The sequence below is a fragment of the Chryseosolibacter histidinae genome (assembly GCF_018598225.1).
Lineage (GTDB): Bacteria > Bacteroidota > Bacteroidia > Cytophagales > Cyclobacteriaceae > Chryseosolibacter > Chryseosolibacter histidini.
Genome location: NZ_JAHESF010000027.1, coordinates 1 through 14,978, shown reverse-complemented (window position 1 = coordinate 14,978; position 14,978 = coordinate 1). Strand labels below are relative to the sequence as shown.

Here is a 14,978-nt window from a genome sequence, read left to right as displayed (position 1 = left end):
ACAGCGTGGAAATCACCTAAAACTTGACGGCAACCATTCCCAGCACATTCGTCCCTGCCTGAGGGAAGTAATAGTTTTCGCGGTACTCTTCTCCGCCGCCGCGATAGCCCCAGGTGTAGCCGTTCGATTCATATTCTTCGTTGAGGATATTGTTGATCAGCACGCTGAAGTTGATCTCCTTCACAAAGCCAGGTTTCCAGCTGTAGCCGATGCGCAGGTCGTTCACAAAATAAGCGTCGAGGCTCCGGGCTTTGTTGGAAGTGTTGTCGAGAAACTGCTCGCCCACGTATTTGGCCAGCCAGGTGATCTCGGCATTTCTGAACGGGAAAAACGACAGAGAAGATCCGGCGATCACATTCGGCGAAAAAGATATGTCGGTATTCTTATAAGTTCTTTCCACGGCGATGTATTCGTCGAAGCCTGGACCGTAGTCGTATAAAACTTCCGTGAAGTTGGCGATCTTGTTACGGCTCAGCGTGAAGTTGGCGTTCCACTGCAACCGGTCCGACAATTTCACCAAACCTTCTACCTCTACACCCATCCGGTAACTGTTGTCAACATTGGTGCGTACAGATGCTCCCACATCGTTTACCTGCCCTGTGAGCACAAGCTGGTTCTTATAGTCCATCAGGTAATAGTTCACATGCAGGGTATGGCGTTTGCCCTTGCTGCGATAGCCCACTTCCAGGTTGTGAAGGGTTTCATGTTTGGGTGTGCGGCCGGGGTTGTCTACAAAATCGTCGCGCACTGGCTCGCGGTTGCCCACGCTGAACGAACCATAAAGCTGGTGATTGTCAGAGACCGCATAGGTGAGGCCGGCCTTGGGATTGAAAAAATCGAACTGTTCATCCACCGCGATGTTGTTGAGCTTGTTCTCGATGCCGGTGGCCTTGTACAGGATCTTGCGATACTGAAGATCGACGAACACGTTCAGCTGCGGGTTCACCTGGTAGTTTGTTTTCAGGTACGTATTGAAATCGCGCTTATCGCCATTGTTGAAATAATACCGGTGCTCTGAAGGCACAGTAGATACCTGAGCCCAGATGATCTCACCGAAGTGGTCGCCATCGTAGCGGTTCCATGCGCCGCCCAGCACAACATTCCAGTTGTCGCGGTCATAGTTCAGCGAATAGGTGAAGCCATAAAAATCGTTGTCGAGCCAGCGCCGGCGGATCAGGTCAGCGGAGTTGATCACAGAATCGCCGATGGTCACAGGGCTTAGCCCGTAGTTCACAAACTTGTCGTTATAGCGATACTCTTCAAAATAACCTTTGCCGGGTGTGTAGTGAAGCGCGGTGTTGAGCGTGAAGGCGCTGCTGAGCTGCCGCGAGAAATGAAGCTGGTAGTTGTTCTGCTGATAGTTGTCTACCTGGTTCTTGTACATGTAGGGATTGAAGGTGCGGGTGCCGGAGTTTAACAAATTGTTGGTCTGTTCTTCATTCCAGCCTTCGTTCATGGCGGTGGTGAACATGGCTTCGGTATTGTTCTTCAATCGCGACTCGGGCACACCATACCAGCTCTGGTACGTGCGTTCCTTTCCGCCGAACATCACAAACTTGAGTATGGTTTTGCCGCCATAAAAACCTCCGGAGAAGTAGTATGACTGAAGGTCAGCCGACGCGCGATCGATGAAACCGTCTGACAGGATCTTCGACACTCTGCCGTCAACCACCCAATGTTTGTTGAGCAGGCCGGTGCCGAAGTTCAGCGTATGCCTGCGGGTGTTGAAGGAACCGAACGAGTTGATCACCTCGGCATAGGGCTCATCGTTTTTTGTGTTGGTCTGCACGTTGATGCTTGCGCCGAAAGCACCGGCACCATTGGTAGAAGTGCCCACACCGCGCTGGATCTGGATGCTTTGCGCCGATGAAGCTGCATCGGGAATGTTTACCCAGAACGTTCCGAGCGACTCGCTGTCGTTGTAGGGGATGCCGTTGATGGTAACGTTGATCCGGGTGGGATCGCTTCCGCGGATGCGGATGCCGGTGTAACCCACGCCTGAACCCGCATCAGAAGTGGTGACAACTGAAGGAGTCCAGCTTAGTAAGATAGGCAGGTCCTGGCCGAAGTTCTGCTGCCGGATCTTTTCTTTGCCTACTGTGGTGAAGGTAGTAGGTGTTTTGTCGGTGGCGCGGGTGGCGCTGACCACTACCGCCTCCGTTAGCACCGCGGTTTCGGCCAGCGCGATCTCGATCTCCGCATCGGCGGTGAGGTGCACTTTTTCGCTAGCCTCGGCGTAACCGAGAAACGTTGTTGTGACAACATACTCGGCGGCGGGAAGTTTATAGAATCCGAAACGGCCAAAGGCATCGGCGATGGCCACCTGCGTGGTACCTGCCAGCTGCACCGTGGCACCCGTCAGCGCCTGATGGGTACGCTCATCGCGCACAACACCGGTGAGTGAATACTGGGCATAACTGCTCAGCGACAACAGCAACACTGCTGCTGAAAAAAGAAATTTGAACATTTTGATTTTGTTGGTTTAAACCTGCGGTTGCACAGGGGAATGCATCCGCGTACGTTTAACCTTGCCTCCCTTCGGCCGCATTACCGGCATCAGGTTCAATGGGTATAATCTCAGCCCGTTATTTTTAGGCACCCCTATTAAATTGTCGATGGTCAACAATGACCCCGACAGGACAAAGTTATGTCTGAATTTCTGAGATTTTCAAATTTTGGCTTTATAAACGTCGCTAGCGGCTGATAATCAAGGCACTCCAAAAGGCCATAGCGATACTTAATCCAGCAAATCTGTGAATCTTGTCATCCCGGTTTGATCCTGGTATTAATCCTGAATATCCTGTAAATCCTAAAATCCTGGCCCCGGTTTTAATCCGGTAAATCCTGCAAATCCTAAAAAATCCTGGTTTACATTTGCACCTCTACCAACTCACGTCCCGCATGTTCAAGGCTACAGTCAACAACAAAACTTTTGAGATCGGCACCTCGGGTGAAAGCTTCACTGTTAACGGCCAGCCTTTTGAATGGGACATGGTCACCATCGCCGACGGATATTTTCACATTGTACATGAGAACAACAGTTACAAGGCGGAGGTTGTGAAAGCGGATGCGGCGGCCAAAACCTTCCAGATCAAGGTGAACGGCCGCATCTATCCTGTGGTGGTAAAAGACAAGTTTGATCTGCTGCTGGAGAAGATGGGAATGAACAGCAACGCCGGCAGCAAGGTAAATGTGATCAAGGCGCCGATGCCGGGCCTGATCATAGACCTGAAAGTGAAAGCGGGCGATGTGGTGAAGGCGGGCGATGCTTTGCTGATCCTGGAGGCCATGAAGATGGAAAATATCATCAAGTGCCCCGGCGACGGTACGGTAAAAACTGTCAACGTAAAAAAAGGCGACAGTGTGGAAAAAAATCAGGTACTGATTGGATTTTAACCCTCGCTATTTTTATTACTTCCCTATATTTGCCACTGTTTCCAAAAAGCGGTCTGTTCAGTGATGCAAGAAGCTCAACGGACTACCTAAACGGATAAAACCGAACGATGAAATATAAGCGCATTCTTCTCAAACTGAGCGGCGAAGCCCTGCAGGGATCCTCCAAAAATACTACCAATATAGACCCCGCGGTGCTGGAACAATATTGTGACGAGATCAAAGGCATTAAGGAAAAAGGAGTAGAGATCGCCATCGTTATCGGGGGCGGAAATATTTTCAGGGGCGGCCAGGCAGAGGCGCTGGGAATAGACCGGGTTCAGGGCGATTATATGGGCATGCTGGCAACGGTGATCAACGGCATGGCATTGCAGAGTGCCCTCGAGCGCCATGGCATGTATACGCGCCTGATGGCCGGTATAAAAATGGAGCAGGTGTGCGAGCCTTTCATCCGGCGCAGGGCCATCCGTCACCTTGAAAAAGGGCGGATCGTGATCTTCGGCGCAGGCATTGGCAATCCGTACTTCACTACTGACTCAACGGCTAGCTTGCGCGCCATCGAGACACAATCGAACGTGGTGCTGAAGGGCACGCGCGTGGATGGTGTTTATACGGCAGACCCGGAGAAATTTCCCGATGCCAAACGCTACAGCAAACTATCTTTCCAGGAAGCATACGAAAAGAACCTGAATATCATGGATATGACGGCCTTCACCCTGTGTATGGAGAACAAGCTTCCCATCATTGTATTTGATATGAACAAACGCGGCAATCTGCTGAGGGTGGTGAACGGTGAAGAAGCCGGCACGCTGATCAGCTAATGATCAGGGACTGAATACCTGCACAAAGCCATTATTTTTTATATTTACTAATACAATTGACGTATGGATGAACTTCAATTATATCTGGACGAGGCCAAAGACCTGATGAATAAAGCCCTGCAGCACGTTGGGCACGAGCTCACCAAGATCAGGGCAGGAAAAGCCAATCCATCTATGCTGGACGGTATTCAGGTCTCCTACTACGGCGCCATGACCCCCCTGAATCAGGTCTCATCTCTTACCACCCCTGACGCCCGCACCATCTTTATCAAACCCTGGGAGAAAGGGCTGATCGGTGAGATTGAAAAAGCTATCCAGAATGCCAACCTCGGCCTTAATCCGCAGAACGATGGCCAGCAGGTGATCATCAACATACCGATGCTGACGGAAGAGAGAAGAAAGCAGCTTGTGAAGCAGGTAGGCCATGAATGCGAGCATGGCAAAGTGAGCGTCCGCAACATCCGCAAAGAGACCAACGAAGACCTGAAAAAAGTAAAAGGTGTTTCGGAGGACGATGTGAAAAATGCGGAAGAACAGGTACAGAAGCTTACCGATGATTTCATCCAGCGGATCGACGCCTTGATGAAGAAGAAGGAAGCGGAGATCATGACCGTATAGCAGGATCAACTGGATTTCCAGGATGAACAGGATGGTTGGGGATTCATCAATCCTGTTAATCCAGACATCTTTCTTCATTCCGGAATAAGCAGCCATATATTCATCCTGCTCATCCAGTAAATCCTTAAATCCTGTTAATCATGTCCGAAAGTTTTGGCTCAAAGGTTAAAAATACCGCTAAAAAAATAGTCAGGATCATCCTCATAACTGCTTTGATCGCAGGCATTATTATATTCAGCTTTATGTATTGGGGTGTTTACGATGAAGGTGTGCGGGCCGGCACGGTATTGCGGATCAGCAAAAAAGGTATCATCTTCAAGACCTACGAGGGGCAACTCAACCTCCAGACCTTCGGTGCGCTGAAAGGGGTAAACCCCATCGCGGAAGCATTCGACTTTTCCGTTGAAAGCAGCAACGAGCAGGTGCTGAAAGACCTTGAAACCGTGGCTTTGAGCGGGGAGCGGGTGAACCTTCATTACGTGAAACGATATGCTACCTTCCCCTGGCGGGGGGAGACAATGTATTTCATCACAAAAGTAGAACGCCCCGAGCATTAAAACCGGTATGCTGGCCGTTTGAAACAAAAGCATAAGTGCAGCAGAAAATTAAAGTACATGACAAAGTTCTCATCTGATGTTGAAGCGGCTAAAGGACTGGCGGCCTCCTATCAAAAGCTTAAGGCAGAAATTTCGAAAGTAGTTATCGGCCAGGACGAAGTGGTAAGACAAGTGCTGACTGCCATCTTCTGCCAGGGCCATTCGTTGCTGGTGGGTGTGCCGGGACTGGCTAAAACCCTGCTCGTGCAAACCATCGCCACGTCGCTGGAGCTGCAGTTCAAGCGGATCCAGTTCACACCTGACCTGATGCCCTCAGACATTCTCGGCGCGGAGACTATCGACAAGGAGCGGAACTTCAAATTTGTAAGGGGTCCAATCTTCGGCAACATCATCCTGGCTGACGAGATCAACCGGACGCCACCCAAAACACAGGCGGCGCTGCTGGAATCCATGCAGGAGTATGCTGTTACCATCGCCGGTCAGCGCTACGAGCTGCCGCGCCCTTTCTTTGTGCTGGCTACCCAAAACCCGATCGAGCAGGAAGGTACGTATCCCCTGCCGGAAGCCCAGCTCGACCGTTTTATGTTCAACATCCTGCTGAACTATCCAGCCTTCAAAGACGAAGTGGAAGTAGTGAAGACCACCACCTCGGATGAGCCGAAGACGGTGAACAAAGTGCTGACGGGTGAAGAGATCACCTATTTCCAACACCTGGTGAGACGCGTGCCCGTACCGGATAATGTGATAGAATACGCGGTGTCGCTGGCCAACAAAACCCGCCCCGGCACAACCGGCGGATCACCCACCGCAGGTGAATACCTCGAATGGGGTGCAGGCCCCAGGGCATCGCAGTACCTGGTGCTGGGCGCCAAATGCAACGCGCTGCTTAACGGCAAATACTCTCCCGATATTGAAGATATTCAAGCCATCGCCAAACCCGTGCTGCGCCACCGCATTGTACGCAACTTCAAGGCTGAAGCCGAAGGGATCAGTGTTGATGATATTATTGGAAAACTGATGAAATAATCAGTTGACAGTTGAAAATGGGCAATTGACAACGTTTTGAGTCATGCACATGATCTGGCTGCCGATTCGGAGGTTTACGCTGTACTAACCCGTACTTCGTTCCTCGTCCCTCGTACTTGTTTCCCGGACTTCGTACCTTATTTACTCTACAATTGAGTTTGTGATCACCAGCTCACTACCGCTCAGGATGGTTTGATATTTCCTGAGGGGTCGCCAGGCTACACCACCCGTGGGCTGTCCTGTGGCAAGGTCGAAGGTAGAACCGCAGCAATCGTCTACCATGTAGAGCGTTGATGAGTGCATTCCTACAGTGGCGCAGGCGTTGTTGGGCTGGTACGAGCAGTTCCTGTCGTAAGCGATAAAGTTCGATGCGCTCTGATGATAAAGGATGATGCCCCTGTTGCCGCCATCGTTGAGATATACATACCCGCCCACGGTGCGCAGGTTGTTGTAGGCCGGCAGGTTCAGGTTGATGTGAATGTCAGAAAAAGTTGCCAGCGGGATCTGGTCGTCAGACAGATCGGGTTCGCAGGCGTTGATCGTGATCAGCAGACAGATCGCGATCAGCGAAAACAGCAGGCTCTTATAGCAGCGTAATACTTTACTCGTAGTCATAGAATCCCTTTCCGGTTTTACGTCCGTGGTGGCCGGCGTCAACTTTCTGCTGCTGGATGCGGCTGGGCCTGAACTTCGGATCGTGGTGAAAGGCGTTGAACATGGAAGTGGTCACCGAAAAATTCACATCAACACCAATGAGGTCCATCAGCTCGAACGGCCCCATCTTAAACCCGGTTGCCCGTAACAGCGCGTCGATGGTTTTAAAATCCGCCACGTTCTCTTCCAGCAGCTTCAGCGCCTCAACGTAATAATGGCGCGCCACCCTGTTAACGATAAACCCAGGCGAATCTTGTGCCAGCACGGCCTGCTTCGACAGCTTCTGCGCTAACTGGAACAACAGCTGCACGGTCTCGTCTGTGGTGGCTGTACCTTTTACGATCTCCACCAGCTTCATAGCAGGAGCCGGATTGAAGAAGTGCAGCCCGGCAAAACGCTGCGGATATTTCAGCGAGGCAGCGATCTGTGTGATGGGGATCGACGAGGTGTTGGTTGTGAGAATACAGCTCTGGTCGTTGATCTTCTCGAGCTCGGCGAAGATCTTCTGCTTCACCTCGAGCTTTTCGATCACTGCTTCGATGACGAGCTCTACCTGGAGCTGGCGAAAATCGCTCACGGGTGTAATCAACGCTGTGACCGAGTCTTTTTGCGCTGCGGTGATCTTACCCTTCTCTACCAGTGTGACGAGATTTTTTCTGATACGCTCAAGAGCGTTGCTGATCAGGTCAGGCTGAATGTCGTACAGCAAAACTTTGTACCCTGCCGCGGCGCAAACCTGGGCGATTCCCTGCCCCATGGTTCCCGCTCCGACAACGGCTACTGACTTGATAGCGTCAACGGTCATGTAGTTCCTTCAGTATGGAATTGGCGCAGAAAACGGATATCGTTCTCTGAATAAAGTCTGAGGTCGTTCACCTGGTAGCGCAGCTGTGTAACCCGTTCGATGCCCATACCAAACGCAAAACCTGTGAACTCTTCGGGGTCTATGCCGCAGTTGCGCAGCACGTTCGGATGCACCATACCGGCACCGGCAATCTCCACCCAGCCACTGCGTTTGCATACCACGCAACCTTCTCCCTTGCAGATGAGGCAGGTAACATCGATCTCGGCGCTGGGTTCTGTAAACGGAAAGAACGACGGCCTCAGGCGCAGCTTGATATCCTTGCCATACATTTCTTTGGCAAAGTGAAACAACGTCTGCTTGAGGTCGGCAAAGCTTACATTTCTATCGACGTAAAGTCCTTCTACCTGGTGAAAGAAACAGTGCGCCCGCGCGGAGATGGCTTCGTTCCTGTATACCCTTCCTGGCATGATGGCACGCACAGGGGGTTTTTGTTTTTCGAGCAGCCTGATCTGAACGTTGGAGGTGTGGGTACGCAGCAGCACATCACCACCTTCCTTGTTGGTTTTTTCGATGAAGAAGGTATCCTGCATTTCGCGTGCAGGGTGATCGGGCGGAAAGTTCAGCGCAGAGAAATTATGCCAATCGTCTTCTATTTCCGGTCCGTCGGCAACGTTAAAGCCCAGGCGTTCGAAGATCTCGATGATCCTGTATTTGGTCAGCGTGAGGGGATGGAGGTTTCCCACCTTGTTGGGCACTGACGGCAACGTAAGATCGATATCGGTGGTGGTCTGCGCACTGGATTCCAGTAGCTGCGTGAGCTCGGCAAACTTGCCCTCGGCTGCCTGCTTGAGCTCGTTCAGGATCTTACCTGCCTGCTTTTTTTGTTCAGCAGGGATCTGCTTGAGCTCTTCAAAGAGGTCGCCCAGCGCGCCCTTACGGCTGATGTACTTCAGCCTGAATGTCTCCAGGTCTTGTTTGGTCTTGGCGGTGAAGGCCGTGACTTCGTTCAGCAGACTTTTGATTTTGTTTTCCATTCCCAGTGTAATGGTGCAAAAATAGTATTTTGATCGAGAACGCACCAGTTCCGGGAGGCAGCGTGGCGGCTTATTCCGGCACTTCCTTTACGTCGAGCTTCTTGAGGATGAGCCTGTCGAGGATCACGCTTAAGATGACGGATACCACAACCACACCCAGGATCATGAACTTATCGCCGATGTTGTTGAACAGCAGCGCCATAACGATGTAGAACACCTGCGCTGTGGCCAGGATGATGGTAGTTTGGCTATGGGTTTTGCCCAGCCTCATGATGGCGTGATGGATATGGCTTTTATCGGGTTTGAAGGGCGACTGTCCTTTCAACAACCGCAGGATGATGATGCGTGAGGTATCTACCAGCGGGATGATGATGAAGCAGGCGGCTGTAGCAACGGAGGCGTTGAACTTGTACGGATTTTCTACCGGAAGAGCGTAGTTCACATTGATAAAATGGATGGCCAGGATCGCCAGCAGCATGCCGATGACCAGGGCTCCCGTGTCGCCCATAAACACCTCCGAGGGTTCCCAGTTAAAGATGAGGAACGAGAAAATAGCCCCCAGCATGGTAAATGAAAATATGGCGAAAATGGTATCGCCGATCAGAAAAAACCAGGTACCGAAGGCAAAAAGCGCGATGCTGGCAATGGTTCCGGCCAGCCCGTCGAGCCCGTCGATCAGGTTGAACGAATTGGTGATGATGATGATGGTGAACAGTGTCAGGAGAAAGCTCACTACTTCGGGCAGCTCGTAGATGCCGAACAGTCCGTAAAGTGATTTAAGCTTCAGGTCGAACAAAAAGATCAGCAGGCAGGCAGACATGATCTGTCCCATGAGCTTGAGCATCGGCCTCAAGGGCACAAGATCGTCTCTGACGCCGATAAAGAAGATCACAAAAAGAGCTACGAGAATGAATTTTATATATCCCCAGCTCTGAAAGTCAAGCCAGATAAGTGTAGAAATAAAAAATCCACAAAAAATGGCAATACCACCCATCGAAGGGGTTACCTTTTTATGGATCTTACGTCTTCCGGGAATATCAACAAGATTTTTCTTTAACGAATATTTGATTATGATCGGCAGGATCAGAAAGGAAATGACAAAAGATGTAATAGCTGCTGCTAGCTGAATGGTCATAATTCAGGGTCTGGGGCCAAAATTAAGGAAACTAATCAAATTCAAAGAATTCTCCATTAAGTCTTTCTTATTGACCATCAGTTGGAAATCGCTCCCGATCTCCTGTATATTTTTATTTTACAATCCTGGATTTCTCTAAAGTAGGTTATCCCCGGAGATTTTCATTTCAGATTGATCCTAAAAGTATAGTTTTGCCGTGCGTTACAGAAATAACATGACCATTCTTTTTTTGACGGACAATTTTCCTCCGGAATTCAATGCTCCCGCGTCGCGAACGTTTGAGCATTGCAGGGAATGGGTAAAGGCCGGGCATAAGGTGACCGTGATCACTTGTTTCCCGAATTTCCCCATGGGCAAGGTCTACGAGGGATATAAAAACAAACTCTATTCCAAAGAAACCATGGATGGGATCAATGTTATCAGGGTCTGGACCTTTATTGCGCCAAACAAAGGAGCGGTAAAAAGATCACTCGACTTTTTAAGTTTTGCCTTCAGCTCGTTTATAGCCGGTTTGTTCGTTAAATGTGACGTCATTATCGCCACCTCCCCCCAATTCTTCACGGCGTTATCCGGATTTTTTTTATCTTTTTTTAAACGCAGAAAATGGATCATGGAGGTGCGTGATCTCTGGCCTGAATCGATCCAGGCTGTTAACGCGATCAAGACCAGCTCCATCATCCGCGCGCTCGAAAAACTGGAACTGTTCCTCTACAGACAGGCAGACAGGCTGGTCGTGGTTACCGACTCATTCAAAGAGAACATTTCATCACGCGGCATTTCTCCTGACAAAATAGTGGTGATCAAGAACGGTGTTGAAACAAGCCGGTTCCAGCCCCGCAGCAAAAACCAGGACATACTCCGGCAGCTCAACCTGCAGCGCGATTTCGTGATTGGTTACATCGGCACGCACGGCCTGGCGCATGGGCTTGATTTCATTGTAAAAACAGCCAAGAAGATCACAGACAACGACATCCGTTTTTTATTTATCGGCGATGGTGCTGAGAAAAACAACCTGATCAGAAGAACCCGCGAGCTCGGCCTGGAGAACTTCATCTTTCTCGATCCGGTACCAAAAAACCAGGTGCCCGATTATCTTTCCGTGCTCGACGTAGCCCTGGTTCCTTTACGCAAGTCAAGTACCTTCGAAAATGTGATCCCCTCCAAGATCTTCGAGACGGCCGCCATGAACAAGCCGATCTTTCTCGGATTGAAAGGTGAAACGCAGAAGATCATCACACAGTATCACGCCGGCGTTTGCTTCGAACCTGAAGATGAGACCGACTTCCTCGAAAAACTTTCGGTGCTAAGGCGCAACATCACAACAGGCGAGGTAGACTACGCAGAAGGATGCCGCAACCTGGCGCGTGATTACGACCGGAGAAAACTTGCCGGCGATATGCTGAAGGCTATCATCGAAGTTGCCCCGGCGCGTGCAAACTGATCTTTGTTTCTAATCTGTCAGTGAATTGAATATTGAGGCAGGCGCAACGCTCAAGCTTGTTGAACCCTGCGGCCATCAGGTACTCGCCAACGGACGCCTGTGTGTGGTTTGCCAGCCCGATGAAAAAGAAACCAGCGTCGATCTTGCCGGCATCTAACATCCTGGGCTGCACACCTGGCGGAAAATGGATATAAGCTTCCGCACTTTTGTTACCCGTAACTTTATCTGTGATCGTGATCGAATCATTGGTCCACGTCCATGATCTTTCATGCAGGACGCCGATGGAACGGTATCCGTCATGAGTGGCGGTCACTGCATTCGCTTCTTCTTTTAATGAGATCACTTTCGCGCGCCTGCCAACCCTGAAGGTGCTCCACACATCACTTTGCTCACATTTTGCAACGGCCACGGTATTGTGCGATGCCGTGGTACGCTCCAGATGTCTTCTCTCTCCTGGCAGGTAAGTGCTTGTTCCCGTCTCCACCAGCTGCGGGGCTCCGTCTACGTAAAGAATGAAGCTGAAGGTGTCGCTGTGCGCATGGCCCGGTATATAATCGGGACCGATATTGCCTACATCTATCAGCAGCTCGAAGCGTGGTGTGCGGATCATCCGGTATCCGGATTCGCCGAGTGCCGTGGTTTGCGGTTGTATTCCTAACGCCTGCGCATACTGGAAAAGCACTGACGGCTCGCACTCATGCTCAACCGTATCGTTCACCTGGGGCAGGTCGCCATTGCTGAACTGCATCTGCTTCAGCCACCCGGCCATCACCGCTGCTTTTTGTTTCAATATTGTCTGCAGCTCGTCCTGCTTCCATGGGTTGCTGGCCACAAGGTTATACGCATCGAGCACGCGGTGCAGCAAAATACAATGATACATGGGCGAGCGCTCGAAGTGTGCGCCGTCAGCAAGAGTCTGTTCCGCCAGCTCTGTCTTCAAAATGCGCGTAGCCTTTTTGTAAAATTTCTCATCACGGAAGTAATAGGCGCCGAACAGCAACGCGAAACCATTTTCCATCAGGTGGTTTCCCAGCAGATGATACTCAACCGTGTAGTACAACATTTTGAACTGCCAATACAGGGCGCGGTTAAGCTGCGGGTCAGAAATTTTGTGTGTAACAAAGAACCTGATCCAGTTCATGCCCCTGAGCGAGATGGGGTAAGGCTCGAGACCCCAGTCGATGTTCTTCATCGCCTTGCAATAATCGGTGATGAGGGCCAGGGCGTAGGCTTTGTCTATTTTTTCATCGTTGACAAACTCGAAATAGTTCAGCTTGTAATTCCACAACTTGCCGTTAGCAGCATAATTCCAGTCCACCCGCGCACCAAAATCCTTTTCAAGATTGAGGAACACAAACCTGTTGCCTTCGGGCACGGCATGATGGATGCTGAAAGGATGCAATGTGAGCTTTGCCACAGACAACGGCACGGCATCGTCAAGCTTCTTTTTAAAAAAGGAAACAACACGCTTCCTGGCAAGCACAAAATACACCCTGTAATAAAGCTGTACCGGCTTCAGGTAACGCAGGGTATGGAATATTCTGATCAGGCGATCAATCATCAACCTTCACCCATTGACGGGTTTTCAATGACTCGAGCGCAGCCAGCGCCGCATACGACGTGTTCAGGATCTCCGACGCAGGGATCAGCACTTTTTCGCCCTGCTGGATCTTTTTCAGGAAAAGCTCAAACTGGTTCTTGTGTCCTTTATCCTGCGATGAGCTCATACCACTCTTGCTGAAGCCGTAACACTTCATCTTGCGGTAGTTGTCTATCACGATGGTTCTGCCTTCGCTGTAGACCTCCACACGTTCTTTGGAATAGGCCTTGCTGCCGTTGGCGAAATAGTTGATAACACCCTGCGATCCATTCTTGTACTTGATGGTGATCACGGCGTTGTCAGTATTTTCGCGTGGGTCTGTTCCCAAAGCCGACATTACCACTTCTTCCACCAGGCTGCCCGTGAAATAAGTGATCAGGTCTATAAGGTGGCACGCCTCTCCGATGATGCGGCCTCCGCCCACCTGCATATCGTGCACCCACGAGTTGGCGGGAATGGCGCCGGCGTTCATGGTGCAGATCACCTGCATGGCAGACGAGCCCCGCAGAAGCTCTTTGGCCATCACAGCAAATGGCGAGAACCGTCTGTTGAAGCCCACCGTGAGCGAGCTTGCAGGATGCTGACCGAGCGCGGCTTTGATCTGGTCAACTTCTTCGCGGTGAAGGGCGAGCGGTTTTTCAACAAAAACATTTTTGCCTGCCTGGATCGCCTCGAGACAGAGTTTTGCATGGAGGTTATGTCTTACCGTGATGAGCACGGTGTTCACTTCCGCGTCGGAGAGTATTTCTTTATAGTCGGTGGTGGAGTAGCCGATGTTATACTTCTTGGCCAGCATGGTGCCCGTGAGTCCCTTGTCGCTGGCGATGTACTTGAGCTGGGCGTTCAGTTTCCTGAGGGTGGGCACGATCACCATTTTTGTAAAGTTACCGGCACCGATCACACCCAACACGGGCTGACGCGGCGTATAGGTAACGCTTCCGCTAACAGCCACTTTGCGCGCAGGCTCAGCATCGGTGAGCGGGAACCTGATGAGCGAAGCAATGGATCGCGACTGGCTGATGGCACCATAGATGGTATTATATTGTTCCAGGTCTACCACTTCAGAGATCAGCTTACCCACATTCAGGGTGCGATCGGCAAGCGCCTGCAAAACTGCTTCGAAATTTCTTTTTTCAGTCCAGCGCACATAAGGCAGTGGATAGTCAATGCCTTTCTGTTCGTAGGCTTCGTCATAACGGCCCGGCCCGTACGAGCAGGAAACCTGGAACGAGAGCTCTTTTTCATAAAAATCGGACCTTCTGATGTCAAGCCCGATCACACCTACCAGTATGATACGTCCGCGTTTGCGCGACATCTGTGCGGCCTGCGAAATGATATCGTCACTTTTTGAAGAAGCGGTGATGATTACGCCGTCTGCGCCTACCCCAAACGTTCTTTGCATCACGGCCTCCACGGAGTTTGTATCGCCAGACACATTGATGCCATCCATGCCCAGCTCTTTTGCCAGCTGCACTTTGGCTTCGTCAAAATCAAGACCGATCACCCTGCAGCCATTGGCACGGAGAAGCTGCCCGGTGATCAAGCCGATCAGTCCCAGGCCCACCACCACAACGGTTTCGCCGAAGGTGGGATTCAGCAACCTGATGCCCTGCAGGCCGATGGCGCCGATCACCGTAAATGAAGCTTCTTCGTATGAAACATTATCAGGAATGCGGACCACCAGGTTTTTAGGGATGCTCACGATCTCGGCGTGGTTGCCATTGGAAGCCACACGGTCTCCGATCTTGAAGCTCTCTACACCTTCTCCCACGGCTATCACCTCGCCTGCGTTGCAATATCCCAGGGGAAGCGGCTCATCAAGTTTTTTGAACACCGTCTCCAGCGTGGGGATGAGGCCGTCTGACTTGATCTTGTCGAGCACCATCTTCACACG

Annotated in this window: 13 protein-coding genes and 1 riboswitch; of the genes, 6 read left to right on the top strand and 7 right to left on the bottom strand. The window is 51.0% G+C overall.

Features of this window, described 5'->3' with window-relative positions; genetic code table 11:
* Positions 1-16 precede the first annotated feature (16 nt).
* Complete coding sequence (locus KK083_RS21960) at positions 17-2,467, bottom strand: TonB-dependent receptor (protein WP_254167615.1); 2,451 nt, start codon at positions 2,465-2,467, stop codon at positions 17-19.
* Positions 2,468-2,516: 49 nt separating this feature from the next.
* Positions 2,517-2,613, bottom strand: a riboswitch (TPP riboswitch).
* A gap of 288 nt (positions 2,614-2,901) precedes the next feature.
* Here KK083_RS21960 and KK083_RS21955 point away from each other — a divergent pair.
* The 5 genes from KK083_RS21955 (at position 2,902) to KK083_RS21935 (ending at position 6,415) form a co-directional block, all read left to right on the top strand.
* Complete coding sequence (locus KK083_RS21955) at positions 2,902-3,396, top strand: biotin/lipoyl-containing protein (RefSeq protein WP_254167613.1); 495 nt, start codon at positions 2,902-2,904, stop codon at positions 3,394-3,396.
* A gap of 107 nt (positions 3,397-3,503) precedes the next feature.
* On the top strand, positions 3,504-4,214 hold the full coding sequence (gene pyrH / locus KK083_RS21950) for a UMP kinase (protein ID WP_254167611.1): 711 nt from the start codon (positions 3,504-3,506) through the stop codon (positions 4,212-4,214).
* 63 nt (positions 4,215-4,277) lie between these two features.
* Positions 4,278-4,832, top strand: coding sequence for a ribosome recycling factor (gene frr, locus KK083_RS21945; protein WP_254167609.1), 555 nt, complete (start codon positions 4,278-4,280; stop codon positions 4,830-4,832).
* Positions 4,833-4,972: 140 nt separating this feature from the next.
* A complete protein-coding gene (locus KK083_RS21940; protein ID WP_254167607.1) occupies positions 4,973-5,389 on the top strand; it encodes a DUF8785 domain-containing protein in 417 nt (138 codons plus the stop codon).
* A gap of 57 nt (positions 5,390-5,446) precedes the next feature.
* The gene (locus KK083_RS21935) at positions 5,447-6,415 is read left to right on the top strand and encodes an AAA family ATPase (protein ID WP_254167605.1); all 969 of its coding nucleotides are present in this window, start codon (positions 5,447-5,449) and stop codon (positions 6,413-6,415) included.
* 141 nt (positions 6,416-6,556) lie between these two features.
* Here the strand turns inward: KK083_RS21935 and KK083_RS21930 are convergent, their stop codons facing one another.
* The 4 genes from KK083_RS21930 to KK083_RS21915 form a co-directional block, all read right to left on the bottom strand.
* Positions 6,557-7,030 (bottom strand): Rieske (2Fe-2S) protein, encoded by a 474-nt coding sequence (locus KK083_RS21930; RefSeq protein WP_254167603.1) that lies wholly within the window; start codon positions 7,028-7,030, stop codon positions 6,557-6,559.
* Positions 7,017-7,874 (bottom strand): 3-hydroxyacyl-CoA dehydrogenase NAD-binding domain-containing protein, encoded by an 858-nt coding sequence (locus KK083_RS21925; RefSeq protein WP_254167601.1) that lies wholly within the window; start codon positions 7,872-7,874, stop codon positions 7,017-7,019. Before KK083_RS21925 ends, KK083_RS21930 begins: the two co-directional genes overlap by 14 nt.
* Positions 7,871-8,908, bottom strand: coding sequence for a phenylalanine--tRNA ligase subunit alpha (gene pheS / locus KK083_RS21920; protein ID WP_254167599.1), 1,038 nt, complete (start codon positions 8,906-8,908; stop codon positions 7,871-7,873). Before pheS ends, KK083_RS21925 begins: the two co-directional genes overlap by 4 nt.
* Positions 8,909-8,978: 70 nt before the next feature.
* Positions 8,979-10,043 carry a glycosyltransferase family 4 protein gene (locus KK083_RS21915; RefSeq protein ID WP_254167597.1) on the bottom strand — a complete coding sequence of 355 codons (1,065 nt, stop codon included), beginning with the start codon at positions 10,041-10,043 and terminating at the stop codon, positions 8,979-8,981.
* 214 nt (positions 10,044-10,257) lie between these two features.
* Between KK083_RS21915 and KK083_RS21910 the strand changes: the two genes are divergently transcribed.
* Positions 10,258-11,484 (top strand): glycosyltransferase family 4 protein, encoded by a 1,227-nt coding sequence (locus KK083_RS21910; RefSeq protein ID WP_254167596.1) that lies wholly within the window; start codon positions 10,258-10,260, stop codon positions 11,482-11,484.
* Here KK083_RS21910 and KK083_RS21905 read toward each other — a convergent pair.
* Positions 11,453-13,045 (bottom strand): alginate lyase family protein, encoded by a 1,593-nt coding sequence (locus KK083_RS21905; RefSeq protein WP_254167595.1) that lies wholly within the window; start codon positions 13,043-13,045, stop codon positions 11,453-11,455. The genes KK083_RS21910 and KK083_RS21905 overlap by 32 nt on opposite strands.
* Positions 13,038-14,978 (bottom strand): bi-domain-containing oxidoreductase (locus KK083_RS21900; protein ID WP_254167594.1); only part of this gene is annotated, 1,941 nt, incomplete at its 5' end. The genes KK083_RS21900 and KK083_RS21905, both read right to left, overlap by 8 nt.